This is a genomic window from Litoreibacter sp. (genome assembly GCF_039974535.1).
In the GTDB taxonomy this organism is placed as follows: Bacteria; Pseudomonadota; Alphaproteobacteria; order Rhodobacterales; family Rhodobacteraceae; genus Litoreibacter.
The window spans coordinates 267,243-289,494 of sequence record NZ_JBDWIU010000012.1 but is presented as its reverse complement, the minus strand read 5'-3'; the positions used below and the strand labels follow the sequence as shown (position 1 = coordinate 289,494).

General features: G+C 56.3%; 26 protein-coding genes. 17 read left to right on the top strand and 9 right to left on the bottom strand.

Features of this window, described 5'->3' with window-relative positions; genetic code table 11:
- The 4 genes from surE to ABJN86_RS14385 all read left to right on the top strand — a co-directional run bounded on the left by surE (nt 1) and on the right by ABJN86_RS14385 (nt 3,823).
- Entirely contained in the window at nt 1-786 is a 786-nt protein-coding gene (surE, locus tag ABJN86_RS14400) for a 5'/3'-nucleotidase SurE (protein ID WP_348363322.1), read from the top strand.
- The gene (locus tag ABJN86_RS14395) at nt 783-1,436 is read left to right on the top strand and encodes a protein-L-isoaspartate(D-aspartate) O-methyltransferase (RefSeq protein WP_348363323.1); all 654 of its coding nucleotides are present in this window, start codon (nt 783-785) and stop codon (nt 1,434-1,436) included. Before surE ends, ABJN86_RS14395 begins: the two co-directional genes overlap by 4 nt.
- 45 nt (nt 1,437-1,481) lie before the next feature.
- The gene (locus ABJN86_RS14390; RefSeq protein WP_348363324.1) at nt 1,482-2,645 is read left to right on the top strand and encodes a peptidoglycan DD-metalloendopeptidase family protein; all 1,164 of its coding nucleotides are present in this window, start codon (nt 1,482-1,484) and stop codon (nt 2,643-2,645) included.
- A gap of 122 nt (nt 2,646-2,767) precedes the next feature.
- On the top strand, nt 2,768-3,823 hold the full coding sequence (locus tag ABJN86_RS14385) for a Hint domain-containing protein (RefSeq protein ID WP_348363326.1): 1,056 nt from the start codon (nt 2,768-2,770) through the stop codon (nt 3,821-3,823).
- 9 nt (nt 3,824-3,832) lie between these two features.
- On the opposite strand, the gene ABJN86_RS14380 is transcribed toward ABJN86_RS14385, so the two are convergent.
- From ABJN86_RS14380 to ABJN86_RS14360, 5 genes are all read right to left on the bottom strand, one after another.
- Nucleotides 3,833-4,291, bottom strand: a complete 459-nt coding sequence (locus ABJN86_RS14380) for a hypothetical protein (protein WP_348363327.1) — start codon at nt 4,289-4,291, stop codon at nt 3,833-3,835.
- A gap of 170 nt (nt 4,292-4,461) precedes the next feature.
- Nucleotides 4,462-5,301, bottom strand: a complete 840-nt coding sequence (locus ABJN86_RS14375) for an ATP-binding protein (RefSeq protein WP_348363773.1) — start codon at nt 5,299-5,301, stop codon at nt 4,462-4,464.
- A gap of 8 nt (nt 5,302-5,309) precedes the next feature.
- A complete protein-coding gene (gene tatC, locus ABJN86_RS14370) occupies nt 5,310-6,215 on the bottom strand; it encodes a twin-arginine translocase subunit TatC (protein WP_348363329.1) in 906 nt (301 codons plus the stop codon).
- Nucleotides 6,212-6,769 (bottom strand): Sec-independent protein translocase protein TatB, encoded by a 558-nt coding sequence (gene tatB / locus ABJN86_RS14365; protein WP_348363331.1) that lies wholly within the window; start codon nt 6,767-6,769, stop codon nt 6,212-6,214. Before tatB ends, tatC begins: the two co-directional genes overlap by 4 nt.
- Nucleotides 6,770-6,811: 42 nt before the next feature.
- Nucleotides 6,812-7,024 (bottom strand): twin-arginine translocase TatA/TatE family subunit, encoded by a 213-nt coding sequence (locus ABJN86_RS14360; RefSeq protein WP_348363332.1) that lies wholly within the window; start codon nt 7,022-7,024, stop codon nt 6,812-6,814.
- 228 nt (nt 7,025-7,252) lie between these two features.
- On the opposite strand from ABJN86_RS14360, the gene ABJN86_RS14355 reads away from it, so the two are divergent.
- Nucleotides 7,253-7,570, top strand: coding sequence for a hypothetical protein (locus ABJN86_RS14355; RefSeq protein ID WP_348363334.1), 318 nt, complete (start codon nt 7,253-7,255; stop codon nt 7,568-7,570).
- 3 nt (nt 7,571-7,573) lie between these two features.
- Nucleotides 7,574-8,281, top strand: coding sequence for a YafY family protein (locus ABJN86_RS14350; RefSeq protein WP_348363335.1), 708 nt, complete (start codon nt 7,574-7,576; stop codon nt 8,279-8,281).
- 9 nt (nt 8,282-8,290) lie between these two features.
- Here the strand turns inward: ABJN86_RS14350 and ABJN86_RS14345 are convergent, their stop codons facing one another.
- Nucleotides 8,291-8,722, bottom strand: a complete 432-nt coding sequence (locus ABJN86_RS14345; RefSeq protein WP_348363337.1) for a DUF6314 family protein — start codon at nt 8,720-8,722, stop codon at nt 8,291-8,293.
- 438 nt (nt 8,723-9,160) lie between these two features.
- On the opposite strand from ABJN86_RS14345, the gene purB reads away from it, so the two are divergent.
- The 3 genes from purB (at nt 9,161) to ABJN86_RS14330 (ending at nt 11,997) form a co-directional block, all read left to right on the top strand.
- Complete coding sequence (purB, locus tag ABJN86_RS14340; RefSeq protein WP_348363338.1) at nt 9,161-10,462, top strand: adenylosuccinate lyase; 1,302 nt, start codon at nt 9,161-9,163, stop codon at nt 10,460-10,462.
- 109 nt (nt 10,463-10,571) lie between these two features.
- Complete coding sequence (locus tag ABJN86_RS14335) at nt 10,572-10,733, top strand: hypothetical protein (RefSeq protein ID WP_348363340.1); 162 nt, start codon at nt 10,572-10,574, stop codon at nt 10,731-10,733.
- A gap of 163 nt (nt 10,734-10,896) precedes the next feature.
- Nucleotides 10,897-11,997: a FliG C-terminal domain-containing protein gene (locus ABJN86_RS14330; RefSeq protein WP_348363341.1), complete on the top strand. Its 1,101-nt coding sequence runs from the start codon at nt 10,897-10,899 to the stop codon at nt 11,995-11,997.
- Nucleotides 11,998-12,055: 58 nt separating this feature from the next.
- On the opposite strand, the gene lon is transcribed toward ABJN86_RS14330, so the two are convergent.
- Entirely contained in the window at nt 12,056-14,464 is a 2,409-nt protein-coding gene (lon, locus tag ABJN86_RS14325; protein ID WP_348363343.1) for an endopeptidase La, read from the bottom strand.
- Nucleotides 14,465-14,756: 292 nt separating this feature from the next.
- On the opposite strand from lon, the gene ABJN86_RS14320 reads away from it, so the two are divergent.
- Both ABJN86_RS14320 and ABJN86_RS14315 read left to right on the top strand, forming a co-directional pair.
- Entirely contained in the window at nt 14,757-15,620 is an 864-nt protein-coding gene (locus ABJN86_RS14320; protein ID WP_348363345.1) for a hypothetical protein, read from the top strand.
- 54 nt (nt 15,621-15,674) lie between these two features.
- Nucleotides 15,675-16,172: a YcxB family protein gene (locus tag ABJN86_RS14315; RefSeq protein ID WP_348363346.1), complete on the top strand. Its 498-nt coding sequence runs from the start codon at nt 15,675-15,677 to the stop codon at nt 16,170-16,172.
- Between the two features lie 3 nt (nt 16,173-16,175).
- Here ABJN86_RS14315 and tgt read toward each other — a convergent pair whose 3' ends face one another.
- Nucleotides 16,176-17,306: a tRNA guanosine(34) transglycosylase Tgt gene (gene tgt, locus ABJN86_RS14310; protein ID WP_348363347.1), complete on the bottom strand. Its 1,131-nt coding sequence runs from the start codon at nt 17,304-17,306 to the stop codon at nt 16,176-16,178.
- 52 nt (nt 17,307-17,358) lie between these two features.
- Here tgt and ABJN86_RS14305 point away from each other — a divergent pair, with 52 nt between their 5' ends.
- The 6 genes from ABJN86_RS14305 (at nt 17,359) to ABJN86_RS14280 (ending at nt 21,139) form a co-directional block, all read left to right on the top strand.
- A complete protein-coding gene (locus ABJN86_RS14305; RefSeq protein ID WP_348363348.1) occupies nt 17,359-18,054 on the top strand; it encodes a hypothetical protein in 696 nt (231 codons plus the stop codon).
- A 112-nt stretch (nt 18,055-18,166) separates the two neighbouring features.
- A complete protein-coding gene (locus ABJN86_RS14300) occupies nt 18,167-18,529 on the top strand; it encodes an SUF system Fe-S cluster assembly protein (protein WP_348363349.1) in 363 nt (120 codons plus the stop codon).
- Nucleotides 18,529-18,891, top strand: coding sequence for an iron-sulfur cluster assembly accessory protein (locus tag ABJN86_RS14295; RefSeq protein ID WP_348363350.1), 363 nt, complete (start codon nt 18,529-18,531; stop codon nt 18,889-18,891). The genes ABJN86_RS14300 and ABJN86_RS14295 overlap by 1 nt, the downstream gene beginning before the upstream one ends.
- Nucleotides 18,888-19,211 carry a TfoX/Sxy family protein gene (locus tag ABJN86_RS14290; RefSeq protein ID WP_348363352.1) on the top strand — a complete coding sequence of 108 codons (324 nt, stop codon included), beginning with the start codon at nt 18,888-18,890 and terminating at the stop codon, nt 19,209-19,211. The genes ABJN86_RS14295 and ABJN86_RS14290 overlap by 4 nt, the downstream gene beginning before the upstream one ends.
- Before the next feature lie 14 nt (nt 19,212-19,225).
- On the top strand, nt 19,226-19,978 hold the full coding sequence (tpiA, locus tag ABJN86_RS14285) for a triose-phosphate isomerase (RefSeq protein ID WP_348363353.1): 753 nt from the start codon (nt 19,226-19,228) through the stop codon (nt 19,976-19,978).
- Nucleotides 19,979-21,139, top strand: coding sequence for a cytochrome P450 (locus ABJN86_RS14280; RefSeq protein WP_348363355.1), 1,161 nt, complete (start codon nt 19,979-19,981; stop codon nt 21,137-21,139).
- A 37-nt stretch (nt 21,140-21,176) separates the two neighbouring features.
- On the opposite strand, the gene ABJN86_RS14275 is transcribed toward ABJN86_RS14280, so the two are convergent.
- The gene (locus ABJN86_RS14275) at nt 21,177-22,250 is read right to left on the bottom strand and encodes an ABC transporter ATP-binding protein (protein WP_348363775.1); all 1,074 of its coding nucleotides are present in this window, start codon (nt 22,248-22,250) and stop codon (nt 21,177-21,179) included.
- Nucleotides 22,251-22,252: the final 2 nt, after the last annotated feature.

Genomic DNA, 22,252 nt, shown 5'->3' with positions numbered 1-22,252 from the left:
ATGCGCATTCTGATTACCAATGACGACGGCATCAACGCCCCCGGCCTTGAGGTCATTCACGCCATCGCCACTGAGGTGGCTGGCCCTGATGGTGAGGTTTGGACCGTCGCCCCCGCCTTTGAGAAATCAGGCGTGGCGCATTGCATCAATTACGCCCAGCCCACGATGATTGCGCAGTTGGGCGAGCGCCGCTTCGCCGCCGAAGGTGCCCCTGCCGATTGCGTGTTGGCGGGTGTTCATGACGTGATGGCGGACGCCAAACCGGACCTGATTTTATCTGGGGTCAACAAAGGCAACAACTCGGCCGAGAACACGGTCTATTCCGGCACCATTGGCGCTGCGATGGAAGGTGCTTTGCAGGGGATCAAATCGATCGCCATGTCGCAATACTTTGGACCAGCCAATGCTGGGCTGGAAAACCAGTTCGAAGCCTCCGCCCAACATGGCGCGGCACTTGTCAAAAACTTACTTAAAAACGGCATTTGGGGCGGCGAAACCTACCAAACCTTCTACAATGTCAACTTTCCGCCCGTAGCAGGCGCGGATGTCAAAGGCACGCGCGTTGTACGCCAAGGGCTGCGTCCAACGGGCGGTATGGCCGTTGAAAGCCATATGCCACCCAACGGTCGCAAATACCTGTGGATCAAGGGCAACCCGCAAAACACCAATTCGGGCGAGAACACGGATGCAACGGTCAACATCGACGGCTGGATTTCGGTCACCCCAATGCGCTGCGATTTGACGGCGCATGATTTGCTGGCCGATCTGGAGACGCGTCTGACATGAGCGAGGAAGCGACCTCAGAGGCGGAACGCAAGATGCAGTTCCTATACGGGCTGCGCTCCAAGGGTGTGATGGACCCAAGGGTTCTGACGGCTATGGAGAAAGTTGATCGCGGGGCCTTTATCACTGGGACCTTCGCGGAACGCGCTTATGAGGACACCCCGCTGCCGATTGCTTGCGGGCAAACGATATCCCAACCTTCCGTGGTTGGATTGATGACGCAGGCCTTGGACGTACAACCACGCAACAAAGTTTTGGAGGTCGGCACCGGCTCCGGCTATCAGGCCGCCGTGCTGAGCCACCTTGCGCGGCGCATCTACAGCGTGGATCGCCATGCCCGTTTGACCCGCCCCGTGCGCAGGCTGTTTCAGGATTTGGACATCACCAATGTCACCATCGTCACAGGCGACGGTAGCCACGGATTGCCCGAACAAGCGCCCTTCGACCGCATCCTTGTGACCGCCGCCGCCGAGGATCCGCCCGGCCCCCTCTTGGCGCAGCTGCGCGAGGGAGGTATCATGGTGGTACCGGTGGGGCAGTCCGACGCGGTGCAAAGCCTGATCAAGGTAACAAAGACCCCGCAAGGGTTTGACTACGAAGAATTAATGCCAGTTCGCTTCGTCCCTCTGCTAGAGGGTCTGGGACAGGACTAAACCAAAAGGCCCAGATATAAGGGCCATGGATTGAGGAAGAAGAATATGCGGAACAGGCGTTTCAGCAAGTTATTGCCTATGGTGGCACTGGGTTTCGGGCTATCGGCCTGCGACGGGCAGATAGGGCAAAGCTTTTCCAATCTGGATCTTGATTTACGCGGCAACGCCGGAGGCTTGGATACCTCCAGTGCCGCGCGGCAAGCCACCGGAAATCGCCCCAGCCCTGACGCACGCGGCGTTATTTCCTACCCGAATTACCAAGTCGCTGTTGCCGAACGCGGCGACACCGTGGCCTCCGTCGCAAACCGGATTGGCGTTAACCCACAAGAATTGGCCAGCTACAACGGGTTGCGCACAAGCGACGTGTTGAACAAGGGTGAAGTTCTGGCCCTTCGCGGCACGGTCCCCGCCGCGACGAGCACCGCAACGCCGACGGAAACACAACCACTCGACATCACACAGATCGCGACCACCGCAATTGGCCGCGCACCAACAACGACGACATCCACAATCCCGCGTGTTGATGGACCGGAACCCATTCGCCACCAAGTAGCCCGTGGCGAGACGGCGTTTTCCATCGCACGCCTTTACAATGTCTCAGCCCGCTCTTTAGCGGAATGGAACGGGCTTGGGCCTGACCTAGAGGTTCGCGAAGGGCAGTTCTTGCTGATCCCTGTGGCCAAAGATGGCTCGCCAACAGTGAAGTCCCCTGTGCAAGAAGCGGCTGTCGTGACGCCGGGTGCCGGCACTCCTACGCCGCAGCCGCCATCAGCGGCACAACCCTTGCCAGATGAGAAAATTGAGCCAAAAGTAACCCCTGTAGTAGCTCCAGCGGCCCCAAAAACCGCCGTGAGCAGCGCGTCCAAGCTTCTGACGCCAGTTTCAGGCAAAGTATTGCGCCCGTATAAGAAACGCACAAACGAGGGCATCGACATTGCTGCCAGCTCTGGCACGCCCGTCAAGGCAGCCGCCGATGGGGTCGTTGCTGCGATTACACGTGATACTGACCAAGTTCCAATTCTTGTCGTGCGCCACCCTGGCAACTTGCTGACGGTTTACGCCAACATTTCGGACATTGAGGTGAAGAAGGGCGACAAGGTTTCGCGCGGCAAGACCATAGCCAAGGTCGGCGGCGGCTCCCCTAGCTTCTTGCACTTTGAGGTCCGTGAAGGCTTCGAAAGTGTCGATCCAACCCCGTTTTTGAATTAGAAAATAAGGCGAAAACGAGGAACTTCCTTAAAAACCTTCTCGTTTTCGTCTAAATTGGATCACAGAATACTCAAAATTGGCTGGCATTGTTTACCAATCGTAAACAGTAAGCGAGTCCTTCAGTGTCCATCTTCTACGGATATTCCAATGCCATTTTTGGCACCCAAAGCACCGTAAATGGCGCTGCGCAAAACTATGCGTTTGGGCCACCTACGGGGGGTACTTGGACATGGGCCGGAGAGACTACGAGCTTCCACGTCCGCGAAAACGATGGAGCCATCACCTACAATGGTGACAACACCAACGAACAGGTCAACCCAAACGAACGGCTAGGTGCCATTTGGGAGCAAGTGACGCTGATTGACGGCACTTACTACCAAACAATCTGGGACTACACCTTCGAGGTCACTGGACCTGACGGAACAGTTTACCGGATCGGGGTTATCGACGTTGATCTAAACAATGACGATGATCTCAATGACACAATCGGCGGCGCTTCCGAGGACGGGTTTTACCTTGTATTCCCTGATGGCGTTCCACCGGCTGGTGTGGACTATACCATTGGTGGGATTGTTGAAAATGATGGCGGCACCCCGCATGCTGGATTGGGTGCGCAAGTGGTTTGCTTTGCTGCTGGTACCAAAATTTTGACCGAAAACGGACCGGTTGCAGTGCAATACTTGCAACCCGGGGATCTGGTTATGACCCGCGACGCCGGATTACAGGAACTCACTTGGACGGGCGCGCGTCGTGTCGATGCTCTGGGCGACCTCGCTCCAATCGTTATTAGCAAAGGCGCACTTGGCAACTCTCGTGAATTGGTCGTCTCGCCGCAGCACCGGATGTTGATCGAAGGTTGGCGGGCCGAGTTGCTATTTGGCGAGGAAGAAGTCTTCGTAAAGGCCAAAGACCTTGTGAACGATGAAACGATATACGTGCGCGAAGGTGGTAAGGTGAACTACCACCACATCCTGTTTGATGACCACCAAGTGGTCTTCGCCGAAGGGGCTGCTGCAGAGAGCTTCCATCCCGGGCCACAAGCATTGAGTGCCTTAGATCATGGTCCACGTGACGAATTGCTTGGCCTCTTTCCTGAATTGGCACATGTGACAACGCCTGTCATGCCCGCAGCTCGGATGAGTTTAAAAGGCTATGAAGCCACTTGTCTGCTGAACTGATTTGTTTTCCTACGAGTAAAAGTCCACCAACGGCTGCGTCGTGTCATACCCCGCCTCCTGCAATGCGGGCTTTAGGACTGACCACAGGTTTTCAGCATCGTCAGACTCCTCGTAGGCTTTGACGGCATCCGAGATCAGGGAGACGACTGCATCGTCAACGCTCTCCCCCCCTCTCCCTGCGCCCTCGGGTGGTGGTGGTGGACGAACTGCAACATCAGCTTCGGCTGGTGCCCTTGCAACGGGACCGATACCCGCTTGTTGCGTCAGACTACGCGCGTCGATACCCGCATCACTAAGCACATTCGCCAAACCGCTACCGGGCGTGATGCCTAGGTCCCGAATCTTGGACACGATCTCCCTGGCGTTTTCATCAGAGAGGTTATCCCCGTCATAATCGGACAAGAAATTCGTCAGTTCTTTCCCCTGACTTTCGGTAAGCTTCGGCTCCCGAGATAGTGGCGGCTGCATGCCGCTTACACCTGATATCCCTTGCATCGACTTACGCTCCTGACTTTGGCCTGACTTTGGCCTGACTTTGGAAAGCCCTCAATGCATCAAATACCCAGCCATCCGTAAAGGAGCCGTCAACAAGCGCGAGTTGAATAAAATTCGAACGATTTAAGGGGCGTCGGAAAGAGCTATATTGTCAGCCCGCGCCGCCCTGCCAGATCGGTGAAATACTGCCATGCCACGCGGCCCGAGCGACCACCACGGGTCTGCTGCCACTCAATAGCCTCGGCATAGAGCGTATCCTCGTCAATCTCGACACTATGCGCCGCGCAGTAGCCACGGATCATGTCGAGGTATTCATCTTGCGTACACGGGTGGAAACCCAACCACAGCCCAAAGCGGTCCGACAGGGAAACCTTCTCCTCCGTCGCCTCGGAGGGGTTGATGCCCGCGCCCCGCTCGTTCTCGATCATATCGCGCGGCATGAGGTGACGGCGGTTCGAGGTGGCGTAGAAAATCACGTTGTCCGGGCGGCCTTCGATGCCCCCGTCCAGCACGGCCTTGAGCGATTTATAGTGCTGGTCGTCATGGCTAAAGCTGAGGTCATCGCAGTACAGCACGAAGCGATGATCCGACGCGCGCAGAAGGTTCAGCAGCCGCCCGATGGACGGCAGATCTTCGCGCTGCACCTCTACCAGCTTCAACGGCAAGCCAGCGGCCACGATATCGCCGTGGACCGCCTTTACCAGCGAGGATTTCCCCATCCCGCGCGAACCCCAAAGCAGCGCGTTATTGGCCGAGAACCCGTTGGCGAATTGCAGCGTATTGGCGTGCAACGTGTCGCGGGCGCGCTCGATCCCGATCAGCAGGTCAAGCGCCACGCCATTGACGTTAGGCACCGGCGCCAAGCGGTCAGGGTCGGCGTGCCACAAGAAGGCTGACGCCCCATCGAGGTCCGGCGCGTCACTTGGTGGCGGTGATATCCGCTCCAGTGCTGCCGCGATGCGGTCCATGGGGTCGTCAATCATCCCGTTCATTACGGACCACGATCCTCTGGGTGATCTTCGGTTGGGGCCTCATCGGCATCATCCTCGTCATCCCACAGGCCTTCTTCGCGCAGCTTAACTTCGCGGTCTTTCTCGACCCGTGCGACAAGGAAGATGGAGATTTCATAGAGGCCATAGACCACAATAAACAGGATCAGCTGCGTGGTGACATCAGGTGGCGTCACCAATGCGGCGACGATCAAAATGCCCACAACCGCGTATTTACGGGTGCTGCGAAGGCCATCGGCAGTGGCCAAACCGGCCTTCCCCATAAGCGTCAGCAGCACGGGAAGCTGGAAGCACAATCCGAAGGCCACGATCATTTTCAGTGTAATATCAAGGCTCTCATTGACCTTGCCGTTAAAGACAATGTCGATGCCTGTGTCGCTGGTGGCCTCTGTCACTTCGCCTGACGCCACGATGGCCGCAAAGAACGACGGCAGGTCCGCGAAGCCTAAGAAGAACTGCATGGCCAGCGGGACCACGACGTAATGCGCGAAAGATGCGCCCAGCAAGAACAGCAGCGGCGAAGCCACCAAGAATGGCAAAAACGCATTCTTTTCGTTCTTATAGAGCCCCGGCGCCACGAAGCGCCAAAGTTGGTAACCGATGACTGGGAAGGACACAAACAAGCCCCCCACCATCGAGATGCGGATCAAGGTGAAGAAGTATTCTTGCGGTGCGGTGTACTGCATCACCGGATTTGGATTGCCGAGCGAGCGCATGGTGTTTTCGATCGGGACCAGAAGGAAGTCCAGAATGGCGCTGCCGAAGGTGAAGCAGATAACCATGCCGACGATAAACGCCATGGCCGCGCGGATTACACGGGTGCGCAGCTCGGTCAGATGCTCGATCAGCGGGGCGGAGCTGTCTTCTATATCGCTCTCGGCGCTCATGTGTCGGCTTTCTTGGCTTTGGGCTTAGGCTTGGCGGCGGGCTTTGCTTTGGGCTTGGCTGCTGCTTTGGCTGTCTTTGGCTTCGCGGCAGCTTTGGGCTTCGCAGGGGTCTTCGGCTTCGTGGGGGCTTTGGGTTTAGCCTTAGGCTTGGCGGCTGCTTTTGGCTTCGCGGTTTTCGACTTTGCCGCAGGTTTCGCAGCGTCGGCCGCTTTGCTGCCAGCAGCCTTGATTTTCTCAGCGGCCTCCGCGCGTTCTTTTGCAAGCTTCTGGGTCTCAGAACCTTCAGGGAACTTGTCGAAATTGGTAGCTTCTCGGATTTTGTCCAAGCCCATTTTAGTTGGGTTGGTCGCGGCCTTCACCGTGTTGGCGACATCTTTGACGCCTGCCTCGTCGGCGGCGTCTTCCATCGCGCGGCTGAACTCACGGGCCATGCGTTTGGCCTTGGCGGTGAACTGCCCCAGCGTACGAAACATGCCTGGCAGGTCCTTGGGTCCCACCACGATCAAGGCCACAAGCCCGATCACCAATAGCTCGGTCATGCCTATGTCAAACATAACGCGTGCCTCCGGTTTGCACTACCGCCCTGCTCACGAGGATCAGGCTTTGTCTTTTTCGTCTTCAGGTGTCACGTCTTTGACCGCGACCTCAGCTTCGTCGAGTTCTTTGGTGCTGTCATCTACGCCCTTTTTGAACGCAGTGATGCCTTTGCCGACCTCGCCCATCAGGCCCGAAATTTTGCCACGGCCAAAAAGTACCAGCACAACGACGGCGATCAGCAGAATGCCCGGCAATCCAATATTGTTCAACATGAGTAGCTCTCCCTTAATCGCGGCCCCAAACTTGGGTGCGAGTGAATGTATCTACTTACTATCTAGGGATTAGATGAGGTGGGGAAAAGGCGCAAAACGTCGAAGCTGCGGAGAAAACCCCATGAATTGCCGCGACCTAGCGCTTGTGTGAACACTACTGACAGGTTTATGTCAGTTGTGGGGTGTCACAAAGGCCATATCGGAACAGAATCATTAAGGAGTTTTGAAATGTCCGCAGAACACTCGTCGCAAGTCGCCGAAATCGTCACCTTTGAGCTGAACGAAGGGGTCAGCGACGCTGACTATCTCGCGTTAAACCAGAACAGCCAAGCCTATATCAGCTACGCGCGCGGATATGTGTCACGCCAACTGACCAAAAGCCCTGATGGGCGCTGGACAGACTACACCATTTGGCAAAACATCGAGGATGCCCAAGCCGCACAAGCCGGCTTCATGGCACAGGACTTCGCCCCAGCGATGATCGGCGCTATCAATGGCGAAACCCTACGTATGGAGCATCAAGACGTGCTTTGGAGCCCTAGCTAACGAATGCGGCGCACCGACCGCCTTTTCGACCTGATCTTGCTACTTCGAGATGGTCGCCTGCACCGTGGCGAAGATTTGGCACGGACGCTGGAGGTATCGGTGCGCACCATTTACCGCGACATGGAAACGCTGCAGCTGTCCGGCGTTCCCGTGGAGGGCGAGCGCGGGATGGGCTACATGATGACCGCCCCGATCACCCTGCCCCCTTTGAACCTGACACTGGTAGAGCTGGAAGCCCTGCACCTTGGCATGGCCATTGTCGGCGAAGTGGCCGATGACGAACTGCAAGGGGCCGCGAAAACCCTGTCAGCCAAAATCGACGCCGTTTTACCCGAAGACCGCTCAACACCGCCCACGGGTTGGGGATTTGCTGTCTACCCGTTCAAGGACGCCGCGGGTGGCTTCCGCTTCATGCCGCAGCTGCGCACCGCAATTCGGACGCGCCAGAAGTTAAGCATCACCTATGCCACCGAAGACGGCAGCCCAAGCGAGCGGGTTATTCGACCGCTGCAAATGGAATACTGGGGCCGTGTCTGGACGGTGTCCGCATGGTGCGAATTGCGCAATGATTTCCGCATGTTTCGCGCCGACCGTATCCGCGCATTAAAACCACTGGCAGAGCTGTTCGTGGAGGAGCAAGGCAAATCGTTGGCCGACTTACTCGCCCGCGAAGAAGCGTGTCATGGGGCGGGTAATTCAGGCGGCAACTAAGGCGGGCAACTAAGCGCGCATATATTGCGAAGACATCCGGTAGTCTTTGGACGGCCCGAGCACGCGCCAATCAGTTTCCCATTTTGGCCAATGCATAAAATCATAGCTGACCTGATAATAATCGGGATCGCAGTGATGGTCATCGTCAGGCATCAGACGGTCCAGCGCAATGTTGTGAAATGGGCGCCCATCCTCGAACTCCACCGCGATTTTACCCGCGTCCTCGCCCTCAAAACCGCGCCAAGTGTAGCGGCGGGTGGCGATCATCGCGGGCTGCTTGCCGTACACCAGCTCCCCCTCTTCCACGTATTGCAGCTCTAAAGGGCCGCTGCGGGTAAAGGTGGCATATCCGGAAAACCGACCCTCAAAGCCGTTTCGACGATCCTCAATCACACGTGCCAGTTTCCACTTTCCTTCAAACTGGTCCAAGCCTTCAAGCATCTGATCCTCTTACTCTGTGTAGGTTCCGATCGTCTCGGCACCACTATCACCGACAAACTTTAACGCCGTGCTATCTGCGCTACGCGCCATCTGGTAGCAAGCCCAACCGTCCGCTGGCGGCCATTGGCTGCAATATGTGTCCCCTTCGACCCGCCAATACCCCCAACTGTCACGTCCGCTAGTATATAGCGTTCGACCCGAAGCATAAAAATGCTGGGACGCATTTTCGTACGCCAACCCGCGGTCTCGTAAGGCTGCATCAATCTCATTGCCCGATAACGATGTCCAAACAGTATCTCCCACGCAAGGACTACATAGCACAAATGTTGCGATAATGGCAGCGACGCCCTGTCTCATATGGCTTATCTCCGGTTGTTCCTCACGCGAGGTCAGTTTAAGACGCCCGCAACTGCCACGCAAACTATGAGAGCGCTTCATATGATCCCTCGTTATTCCCGCCCCGAGATGGTTGCCATTTGGTCACCTGAGACCAAGTTCCGCATCTGGTACGAGATCGAAGCCCACGCCTGTGATGCGATGGCTGATCTAGGTGTGATCCCGCGCGAAAATGCAGACGCCGTTTGGAAAGCCAAGGACGTCGAGTTCGACGTGGCCCGCATCGACGAGATTGAGGCCGTCACCAAGCATGACGTCATCGCCTTCCTGACGCATTTGGCCGAGCATGTTGGCTCCGACGAGGCGCGCTTCGTGCACCAAGGCATGACATCTTCCGACGTTCTGGACACCTGCCTGAACGTGCAGCTTGTCCGCGCATCCGACATTTTGATCTCTGACCTCGAAGGTCTGCTTGCAGCACTCAAAACCCGCGCGCTTGAGCATAAAGACACAGTACGCGTCGGCCGCTCCCACGGCATCCATGCAGAACCTACAACAATGGGTCTGACCTTCGCGCGGTTCTACGCCGAAATGGACCGCAACCTGACACGCCTGAAAGCGGCCCGCGAAGAGATTTCTACAGGTGCGATTTCCGGCGCTATCGGCACATTCGCCAATGTTGACCCACGGGTTGAAGAGCATGTGTGCGAGAAACTTGGATTGTCCCCTGAGCCGATCTCGACGCAGGTGATCCCGCGTGACCGCCACGCGATGTTCTTCTCGGTGTTGGGTGTTATCGCATCCTCGATGGAAAACATCGTCATCGAGATCCGCCACATGCAGCGCACCGAAGTGCTTGAAGGCGCGGAGTTCTTCTCCATGGGCCAAAAAGGCTCCTCCGCGATGCCACACAAGAAAAATCCGATCCTGACTGAGAACCTCACTGGTTTGGCCCGCCTTGTGCGCATGACCGTGATCCCTGCGATGGAGAACGTGGCCTTGTGGCACGAGCGTGACATCTCGCACTCCTCGGTGGAGCGCACGATTGCCCCAGACGCGACCATCACATTGAACTTCGCCCTGAAACGCCTCACCGGCGTCATCGAGAAAATGCTGATCTTCCCGGACAACATGCTCGACAACATGAACAAGTTCCCCGGTCTGGTTATGTCGCAGCGCGTTCTGTTGGCCCTGACACAAGCTGGCGTAAGCCGCGAGGACGCCTATTCCATGGTGCAGCGCAACGCGTTGAAAGTCTGGGAACACCGCGTTGATTTCCGCGAAGAGCTGCTTGCGGACGAAGACGTCGTCGCGGCTTTGGGTGTAGATGGCATCAACGAGAAATTCGACATGGGCTATCACACCAAACACGTCGACACGATCTTCAAGCGTGTCTTCGGCTAAGGCCATTACGCGACCAAAATTGTCGAAACGCCCGCCTTTTGCGCGGGCGTTTTGCGTTTTTGTGGCGTTATGGTAGCGTCTTTCGCACAGACAACAGGAGAGAACTCAGATGAAGACCAAAACATTCTTGGCCGCTCTGGCCCTCACCCTGACGCCCGCTCTTGCAGCGGCTGAATGCAGCTACGGCCAACACAAACAAGCCGCGTCCTGCCAAGCAGGGTCAACGTGGGATACGGCCACCGGTGCATGCGTAAGCAGCCCGACGGGTTAATTCGATCAAGTACTTAAGACAACAAAGGGCGGCGCATCGACTTTAGCGCCGCCCTTTGTTCATTTGTCACAAATGCGGGCTACCTCACTCGTTGCTTGTCACGTCGCGTTAATCTCTGGCCCTTCTATTCAGTAGTGCGAGAGTTATTACGGGATGGGATGCTATGGATTTGGTTGCACAGCCACGCGCGGGCGCGGGCTTTGGTATTGGCGGGAAGATTGCCACCACGGCATTTTCCTTTAGCGCCACCGACACACCGATAAAATTGAACGGGGCACAGAAGGCCGCCGTGATTGTCCAAATGATCTTGCATGCCGATGGTACGATCCCGCTGTCCATTATGTCCGAGGCCACGCAAGTGCATCTGGCCCGCGTTTACGCCTCCATGGGGCCGATCAACAAGGCCACTGTCGCCTCCGTGCTGACGGAATTCGCGAAACATCTGGAAGCTCACGGGCTTAGTTTTCCTGTCGATACAACCGCTGCACTCGACGCATTAGAGGGAAATCTAAGCGACAGCCTGCTGGAACGGATGCGCCAGATCCACAGCCCCACCCTGCCTAAAAACACATGGGAATTGATCGCAGATATCCCCCCTGAAGAATTGGCCGAGCGTATAGCATCCGAAAGCCCGCGCATCGGGGCCATCATTATGTCGAAACTTCCAGCAACAGCGTCCACCAATGTGATGGAGCTTTTGGAGCTGGAGACTGCGAACGCAGTAACTTTCGCTATATCCGAGACCGCCGCGGTGAAGCCAGAAACCGTTGATATCGTGGCACAAACGATCTTGGAGGGCCAAGAAGGCGACGCAGCAGCTGGCGCATTCGTTGCAAAACCAGTGGCGCGGGCCGCATCCCTGCTCAACGCGGCAGGCTCGACCCAGCGCGACGCGGTTTTGGACGCGTTGGACACGCTCGACGCGGCCTTCGCGGCACAAGTTCGCAAGGCGATCTTCACCTTCGCCGACATTCTCACTCGTCTGAAACCAACGGACATTCCAGCCATTATTCGCGTCCTGCCCGGCGACGAATTAAACGCCGCATTGAAGGCAGGATCTGGAGAGCATCAAGACGTTGTGGACTTCATCTTGGAGAACTTGTCGAAACGCATGGCCGACGCCATCCGCGAGGAAATGGGCGAAGCAGACACCATCACCGGCAAAGCGGCCGAAGCCGCGATGGGCAAATTGACCGCTGCCATCAGGCAGCTTGAGGAAAGCGGGGACTTGACGTTGATCGTTTTGGAGGACCCGCAAGTTTAAACGAAAAAGGGCGGCCACGATCGGCCGCCCTTTCCCATTCATTGGTTGTTACCGGTGCTTAATGAGCGACTGCACCAGACGCGCCGTTACCCTTGGCTGCGAGTGCGGCCGCGGCGGCTTCTTCTGCGGCCTCGTCCCATTCAATCGCTTCAGGCTCTGAGATCAGCGCCAGCTTCAGCACTTCGGAGACGTGCTTCACCGGAATAATTTCCAGACCCGCTTTCACGTTGTCAGGTATTTCCGGCAAGTCTTTCTCGTTCTCGGCTGGGATCAGCACTGTCTTGATGCCGCCACGCAAAGCCGCCAACAGCTTCTCTTTCAAGCCGCCGATTGGCATGGCGTTTCCGCGCAGGGAGACCTCGCCTGTCATAGCGATGTCCTTACGCACGGGGATCTTCGTCAGTACCGACACGATAGATGTTACCATCGCCAAGCCAGCGGATGGGCCGTCTTTCGGGGTTGCCCCGTCCGGCACGTGCACGTGGATGTCGATCTTGTCAAAGGTTGGCGGTTTTACACCAATCGTCGGCGAGATGGAGCGCACATAGGAGGACGCCGCATCAATCGATTCCTTCATCACATCGCCCAGCTTACCAGTGGTCTTCATCCGGCCCTTACCAGGAAGGCGCAGCGCCTCGATCGACAGCAACTCGCCACCGACAGACGTGTAGGCCAAGCCGGTCACCACGCCGATCTGGTCATCCTGTTCGGCCAAACCGTAGCGATATTTCTTAACGCCAAGGTAGTCGTCCAGATTGTCAGGCGTGATCGTCACTTCGGTCTCGGCTTTGCGCACGATCTTGGTGACGGCTTTACGGGCCAGTTTGCCGATTTCGCGCTCCAAGTTCCGCACGCCCGCCTCACGGGTATAGGTGCGGATCATTTCCAGCAATGCTTCATCGGTCAGCTCGAACTCGCCCTTTTTAAGGCCGTGGTTCTTCACTTGCTTGGAGATAAGATGTTGCTTGGCAATCTCGGACTTTTCGTCCTCGGTGTAGCCAGCCAGAGGGATGATCTCCATGCGGTCCAGAAGTGGGCCGGGCATGTTGTAGCTGTTCGCCGTTGTTAGGAACATGACATTGGACAGGTCGTATTCCACTTCCAAGTAGTGGTCGACGAAGCTGCCGTTTTGCTCTGGGTCGAGCACCTCAAGCATCGCGGATGCCGGATCACCGCGGAAGTCCTGCCCCATCTTGTCGATTTCATCGAGCAAGATCAGCGGGTTCGTGGTTTTCGCCTTCTTCAACGCCTGAATGATCTTACCTGGCATGGAGCCGATGTAGGTCCGGCGGTGACCGCGGATTTCAGATTCGTCACGCACGCCACCGAGCGAGATGCGGATAAATTCGCGCCCTGTCGCCTTGGCCACAGATTTACCAAGCGATGTCTTACCAACACCCGGAGGGCCCACGAGGCACATGATCGGGCCTTTGAGCTTCTTGGAGCGTTGCTGAACCGCCAAATATTCGACGATGCGTTCTTTGACCTTCTCCAGACCGTAGTGGTCATCATCAAGAACCTTCTCGGCTTTCGCCAAGTCCTTTTTGACCTTGGATTTAACACCCCAAGGGATGCCCAAAATCCAATCCAGATAATTACGCACAACTGTGGCTTCCGCGGACATCGGGCTCATGTTCTTGAGCTTTTTGACCTCTGCGTCGACCTTTTCTTTGGCCTCTTTAGACAGCTTGGTTTTGCCAATTTTGGCTTCCAATTCGGCCACTTCATTTTGGCCTTCTTCGCCGTCACCAAGTTCCTTCTGAATGGCTTTCATTTGCTCATTCAAATAGTACTCACGCTGGGTGCGTTCCATCTGGTTCTTGACGCGGGATTTGATCTTCTTCTCGACCTGCAGCACGGACATTTCGCCCTGCATCATGCCAAAGACTTTTTCCAAACGCTCAGCAACGCTAAGGGTTTCCAGAAGCTCCTGCTTTTGGTGAACCTCGACGCCCAAATGACCCCCAACCAAATCTGCCAATTTGTCTGGCACTTCGGTTTCAGCCACGGAGGCCAAGGCCTCTTCGGGGATGTTTTTCTTAACCTTGGCGTAACGCTCGAACTCTTCGGCGACGGTCCGGATCAGCGCATTCACTGTTTCCTCATCGCCCAGAGTCTCCTCCAACGCGATGGCTTCTGCTTCAAAGAAGCTATCATTTTCAACATATTGGGAAATTTTTACCCGCGACTGCCCTTCAACAAGTACCTTCACTGTACCATCTGGTAACTTCAGCAATTGCAGCACATTGGCCAAAACGCCAACCTCATATATGCCGTCAGAGCTTGGGTCGTCTTCGGACGGATCAATCTGGCTCGACAACAGGATTTGCTTGTCGTCTTTCATCACCTCTTCCAAGGCGCGCACAGACTTGTCACGGCCCACAAACAGCGGAACGATCATATGTGGGAACACCACAATGTCACGCAGCGGCAGGACAGGATAAGAAAGGGTCTTTTGCTCGGTCATCATATTTCCTTTTTAGCAAAATCGCCCAAGCCCCGCGTTCGCAGCAACTGTTGGGCAATCTCCGGTGTCGAGCTTAGAGGTGGGTGTCCCCTACTCCTCTTTCAAGCGTTCACCGATTTGGTTGCCATTAGTGTGAACGCCCCAAGCGGGGGATACAAGCGGATCAAGGCGCAAAATCGGCCCAATTTCCCCCTGACTGTCATTGGAAATACCAAATCCAGCCTCACTACTGCCCCAAAGCGTGTTTAAAAAAGGGAAATAACAAGTATTACAACCGTACGGATGCGCACGCATGCTCGCACTACTACTAAGACATTACCGCCGTTTCGCCATGTTTTCCGGCGGCTTAGCCTTGTTCGGCATAGCCGAACTTTCCATTTTGGAATTTGAAATATCAACCATAGGCTATATCGGCTTATTTGTCGGCGCATTGGTAATTTCAACGATCGTTGGGCTGGGCATCTATAAGACCGTTCCTCGATATCGTGGTTTTCTTGAAATTTCGGGCATGTCCGCAATCCTCACAGCAGCAGCGTTATTCTATCTTGGGAAATTTGGCGAGATGGGTACGTTTTTCGCAATATGCGCCATTGCACTGTTGGGAGCATTGACCGCTTTGATCTGGAAGGGCCTACACGGGCGATATGCTCACAAAATTGGGACCGAAACCACGTGGCGAGACCGTTATTCCGGCCATATCCCCTATCCTGCGCGATTGGTTTGGCGACATGTTGTTCCCGGCGCCGCGGAACCTAGCGATCATTGCACTGGCATGATGGCCCGTTATGATGAAGATGACGAGGATGAAGACACCGTTCACGTTACATTCAAAGGCCGCAAAGACCGTGCTGCCGTCTATGCCCTGACTTTTCTGGAACGTGACCACCCCTCGTCGTGTCGGTTTTTCTTTCAAGGAACCGAGGCTGACGGCACATTTGTTGACGGCACTTTCTCGCTTCAAACAACAACTCTAGATCGCGATTCCTGCTTTATTTCCTGCGTCGAAGAACGTGCGGGAATGAGCATCGGACGATTGCTTGAGCGTTGGTTCGACGATGCTCTTGGCTATCAACACGACAGGCTTCTGGAAATTTTAGAGAAGCGGTATGGTGACACTTACGGCCCCAACAAATCCACCATGATGAGCGCGGAGTAAGCGCGGCCTAACTGTGCTATAGGCCAAGGTCCCGATTTAAGGTAGCGTCCCGACATGACGCATCTGACCTACCATATCGACGAGCCGGAATTCATGCATGCAGCCCGCGCCTATTGGTCCTATCGGGGCATAGGTGACCTCGGCAATTGGCTGCTTGCCGCAATCGCGCTCACTTCAGGGACTGGACTTGTATATTGGGGGCTTGGTGTTGGTTGGGTCTGGATTGGCGCCGCTGTGATTTTCGCCGTCATGACCATCATGCGAAACGTTCTGTGGCGGCGCGGCTATCGAAAAATGGTGAAATACACCGCTCCAATTAACGTCACCTTTAGCCACGACATGGTTGAGACGCAGTCGGCGCAGGGACAATCCGCACTGCCTTGGACCACCTTCAAAAAGTATGTGGAAACGCCGGATTATTTCTTCCTGACATTGCCAAAGCGTGGACTGTCGATCATCCCTAAACGTGCTTGTAAAGACGAATGGGAACTCGACACATTGCGCGAACTGATTACGGCAAAGCTTCCCCGCGCAAAGATGCGGTGGACCTGATCACTACAGCCGCTCTATGTCGCCTTCGGCGCGATCCTCGTGGAATTTCTTCACGAAAGCGGACAACTCACCGGCTGCAATAGCACCACGCAAACCCGCCATAAGCTCTTGATAGTAATGTAAGTTATGCCAAGTCACGAGCATCGAGGATATCATCTCACTCGATTTGAACACATGGTGCAAATAGGCCCGTGAATACTGCGAGCAGCATGGGCATGTGCAATCCTCATCCAAAGGACGCGGATCATCCATGTGGCGCGCGTTCTTAATGTTCACCACAGCACGGCGCGTAAACGCTTGCCCTGTCCGGCCAGAGCGCGACGGCAGCACGCAATCGAACATGTCGATGCCCCGCTCTACGGCACCGACGATGTCGTCGGGCTTACCAACGCCCATAAGGTAGCGCGGCTTGTCATGGGGCAACTGATCCGGCGCGTAGTCTAGACAGCCAAACATGGCCTCCTGCCCTTCGCCCACGGCTAGGCCACCAACGGCGTATCCCTCGAACCCAATCTCGGTCAGGGCCTTGGCGCTTTCCTCACGGAAATCTTGCTCTAGCCCGCCTTGCTGGATGCCAAAGAGCGCGTAGCCCGGGCGATCGCCAAATGCGTCACGGGAACGCGCGGCCCATCGCATAGAGAGCTGCATGCTTTCATTGATCCGGTCGCGGTCTGCGGGCAATGCGGGGCATTCGTCAAAACACATCACGATGTCGGAGCCGAGCAGCTTTTGGATTTCCATCGACCGCTCGGGGCTAAGCATATGCTGGGAGCCGTCGATGTGCGATTTGAAGGTGACGCCCTTCTCGGTCAGCTTGCGCAGATCGGCGAGGCTCATCACCTGAAAGCCGCCGCTGTCGGTCAGGATCGGGCGATCCCAATTCATAAATTTGTGCAGCCCGCCCAAATTGGCGATCCGCTCCGCGGTTGGGCGCAGCATCAAGTGATAGGTGTTGCCCAGCAAAATATCCGCGCCCGTCGCACGTACGCTTTCGGGCATCATCGCCTTCACCGTGGCGGCCGTTCCCACCGGCATAAACGCCGGCGTGCGAATTTCCCCGCGCGGTGTTGAGATTACACCGGTACGTGCTTTGCCATCTGTGGCGTGAAGGTCGAATTTAAATCTCTGTGTCATAGGTCCCGCTTTAGGGGTAAATGTTAGTTCTACGCAAGGGACATGGTCACAAATGAATCGCCGCTCGCTGCTTATATCAATGCTTGCAAGTGTGGCACTGCCCGCCCACGGGCAATCGACCCGCTATGAGTTGGAGAACTCTTTGACCGAGCGTGCCAAGTGGCGCAGCTTTGGCAATAAGGACTGGCTCACTGGCGATCCAATTGAACGAGCCCGCTCTGGCCGCTCCCGCGTCAAAACATATGAGTTAGAAAATGTAGGTGGTGGCACCCCAGTGGCGCGCCTAAAGTCGCTTATTGCATTAGCCGAGGCAGGCCCGAAGGGGTATGACGCCGTGCACGTCGGCGCGAAGGTGAAAACCCCAAGGCCACCAACGCAGATGACCCTTGGTCAGATACTTGCTTGGATCAAACGCACCCCGGGACAGCCTCATGCCATAGGGCGTTATCAGTTCATCCCACCCACACTGCGGGTGTTGGTCAAACGTGCTGGGCTCCCCACAACAGTGCGCTTCTCCCCACCAGTACAAGATCAATTGGCAGATTTATTGCTCGCCGATGCAGGTCTGCAAAAGTTCCAAGCGGGTCGTCTGTCGCGCAAACGCTTTATGAATAACCTCGCCAAAATATGGGCTGGACTGCCAAACTCCTCGGGGAAAAGCCATTATGATGGCTTCGCAGGCAACCGCGCCACGATTACGCGTACTTATTTTGACGCGAAAATGCGAGAGTTCTTCCCCGCCGCCTAAGAAACTTAGCCAGATTGCAACAAGAACAAACTAAATCGTGCACCTGCGGTACTGGACGATGCTGCGTTCAATCCTTATATCTTTGCTCAACTACTCTTTATGGACGCTGAAAATGAACCAGCCAACTGAACACCTCGAAGGCGCGCCGCTGATTAAGCCGTCTTCCACCGACCATCCGCTCTACGACAGTGTCGTGGAGGCATGCCGCTCGGTCTATGACCCTGAAATTCCAGTGAATATCTATGATCTTGGCCTTATCTATACCATTGATATTACCGACCAAAACGAGGTCGCTATCATCATGACCTTGACCGCACCGGGTTGCCCCGTTGCCGGTGAAATGCCCGGTTGGATCGCGGAAGCCATTGAGCCAATGGCAGGCGTCAAGCAGGTCAGCGTCGACATCAGTTGGGAGCCACCTTGGGGCATGGAAATGATGTCCGACGAGGCTCGTTTGGAATTGGGGTTCATGTAATGTTTTCTATTCCCGGCAAACAGGCGGTTTCCATCACGGATCGGGCTGCGCAGCAGATCGCGAAGCTGATGGACCGTGACGGGCATAAGGCATTGAAAGTAGGCGTCAAAAAAGGCGGCTGCGCAGGCATGGAATACACCATGGACTACGTGGATGAAGTCGCCGCCAACGACGAAGTGGTTGAGCAAAACGGCGCCCGCGTGATCATCGCCCCCATGGCGCAGATGTTCTTGTTCGGCACTGAAATCGACTATGAAACCAGCCTGCTGGAAAGCGGCTTCAAGTTCAACAACCCCAATGTCTCCGAGGCATGTGGGTGCGGCGAGTCGATAAAGTTCGACGAGAGCCTATTCCAAAAATGAGCGTGGGCGAGGCAGACATTGCCTTCGCTCGCGAACTTTTCGTAAATATCCCAGCCATATCCACCCGCAAAATGATGGGCGGCCTTTGCCTGTACTCTGAGGGTCAGATATTCGCCCTACTCCATTCCGATGGGCAAATTTTCCTGAAATCGCAGGGTGACTTTATCCCCGAAATTGAAGCTCTTGGCGGAACACGCTGGACCTACACGCGCAAGGACGGCAAAGTGACCGGAATGCCGTACTGGTCGCTTCCCGATCAGTTTCTTGACGACCCATCCGAGGCCAGCGCCCTTGCCGCGCGCGCCTTAGAACATCTCTAAAGGACGAAGACCCTATGCGCCGTAAGCTTGCCGCCGGAAACTGGAAAATGAACGGGGTCTCTACCCAATTGGCCGAGGTCGAAGCCCTATGTGCGGCTCATCCTAGCCCCCGCGTTGACCTGCTCATCGCCCCACCCGCGACATTGATCTCGTCAATGGTCGTCAGTGCCGCCAATCACGCCTTGGAGGTCGCAGGACAAGACTGCCACGGCGAGAAAAACGGCGCGCACACGGGCGACATTTCGGGAGAAATGCTAAAGGATGCGGGCGCGTCCTATGTGATTTTGGGCCACTCGGAGCGCCGCGAAGATCACAGTGAGAGCGACGACGATGTTCGCAGCAAAGCCCGCGCCGCATTGGCTGCCGACCTTAAGGTCGTGATCTGCATCGGCGAAAGCCTGGAAGAACGCGAAGCTGCCAACACGTTGGAAATTATCGCGGGGCAATTGGCAGGCTCCCTGCCCGACATTTTGACCGGTGAGAACACGGTCATAGCCTATGAACCTATCTGGGCCATCGGCACAGGCAAAGTGCCTACACTGGCGCAAATCGGCGAGGTTCACGACTTCATCAGATCCAAGCTCCAAACCCGCTTCGGGGAAGGCGTTGGCCGCTCCATCCGCCTGCTATACGGCGGCTCAGTAAAGCCTTCGAATGCGTCCGAAATTTTTAACGTCTCCAACGTGGATGGCGCATTGGTCGGCGGCGCATCCCTTAAAGCCGAGGACTTTTCAGGCATAATCAAAGCCTTGGAAGACGCCATCTGAATGAAGCGCGTCTCACAAGCGCCAACGGATGTCGGGCTAAACCAAGATCCCTACCCCTTCTACGACCGTATTCGCCCACTAGGCCCATTGGTCTGGTGGGAGGATTACAACATGCCCGTAGCTGCGTCCCATGAAGCGGTCTCGGCCCTCCTGCGTGATCGCCGCTTTGGCCGAGAGAACCCTTATCCGCCAGTGATCCCAGATCACCAAAAACCATTCTATGCAGTCGAAGCCCACTCCATGCTGGAGCTGGAACCGCCCCGCCACACCCGCCTGCGTGGCTTGGTCTTGCGCGCCTTCACGTCGCGCCGCATCAAGGAACTGGCCCCTGAGATTGAGACCCTAAGCCACGAATTAATAGACGGATTCCCTGAGGCTTCGTTCGACTTACTTAGCGAATTTGCGCAGAAACTCCCCGTGATCATCATCGCCCGCCTGTTGGGTGTGCCCGAGGAAAAAGCTCCTGACCTTCTGCGCTGGTCCAACGCCATGGTCCGCATGTATATGGCTGCCCGCACCCGCGCAGATGAGGATGCCGCCGCACAGGCAGCCACAGATTTCAGCGCCTACCTGCGCACCTACGTTGAAGCCCGCCGTGAAGCCCCTGCCGATGATCTGATCACGCATCTGATCGCCGCAGAGGAAGACGGGCAACGTCTGTCCACGGACGAGTTGATCACCACATGTATATTGCTGCTCAATGCGGGGCATGAGGCCACGGTTCACACCCTTGGAAATGGGGTCAAAACCGCGCTTGAAACCGGCCTGAGACCGGATACGCCAGATGCCTTTGCCGAAGAAGTCTTACGGTTCGACCCGCCACTTCACATGTTCACAAGGTTCGCGATGGAGGACATCGTCGTCTTCGGTCACAGCTTCAAGAAAGGCGAACAGGTCGGTTTGCTGCTTGGGGCGGCCAACCGCGACCCTGCCGTTTATCCCAACCCCGAAACGTTTGATCCAAACAGAGCTATGCCCGCACACACCAGCTTTGGCGCAGGATTGCATTTTTGCGTCGGCGCCCCCTTGGCAAGGTTGGAGCTGTCCATCGCACTCAAGGCCCTGTTCGACAGATGCCCAAATCTGGCGCTGGCCGCGCCACCGGAATACGCCACAAGCTACCATTTCCATGGGCTCACGCGGTTGATGGTCACGCGGTAATTCAAGAATGTCGGGCCGCGCAAGCGGCTCATTTAGGTCAGGCTGGGAACACGAAGCACCGGTCGCGGCGCATGGTCAGCCATAGGGTCGTGCCAGCTTTCGGCAAGAACACAGCCGGCACCGTCGCCTTCAGCATAGAGCCGTCAGACTCCATGCGGAACTCCACCAAGCTTTCACGTCCCATGAACCGCGCCCGCTCCACAATTGCGCGCGCTGGTGTGCCATCTTGCGGCGTCGGATTGGGACCTTGCCCCTTTCGGTCAAAGTCAATTTTCAAGTGCTGGGGGCGGATCACGATCTCAACCCCGCCCCCGTCCGAATGGCCTGGCGTCAGGAACTGCCCGAAAGGCGTATCCGTCAACGCTCCATTAGACTTGCCGCGTATTACATTGATATCGCTGAAAAACGCAGCAGCGGCCTTATCAACCGGCGCGTTGTAGATATTGTAGGGATTGCCTTGCTGCACGATCTCACCACCACGCATAAGCGCTATTTCATCCGCCATGCGCATCGCTTCATGCGGCTCGTGGGTGACCAGCAAAACGGCGGTGCCTTCTTCTTTTAGCACCTCCAACGTCTCGTCACGAATACCGTCGCGCAAGCGGTCATCAAGGCCAGAGAATGGCTCATCCATCAGCATGATCTTTGGGCGTGGGGCCAAGGCGCGCGCCAAGGCCACCCGCTGCTGCTCGCCGCCCGACAGCTCATGCGGGTACATGTCACCAAAGCCCGACAGCCCAACGCGCTCCAACAACTCGCCTACCCGCATGGCGGCGTCCGCTTTGGCAAGGATCAACCCAAAGCCCACGTTTTGCGACACACTCAGATGCGGAAATAAGGCGAAGTCTTGGAACATCAACCCAATGGAGCGCCCCTCAGGCGGCACCCGCAGCCCATCGCCGCAGATCAGCTGGCCATCGACCCATAGCTCGCCACTGGTCTGACGCTCGACACCCGCAATGATGCGCAAGGTCGTGGATTTACCGCAACCCGAGGGACCGAGAAGACAGGTCACCTGCCCCGGCGCCACGCTGAGAGACAGATCTTCCACGACCCGCTTTCCTGCAAATTGTTTACAGATATTTTTCAGCTCTAGCCTTGGGGTCACGATAT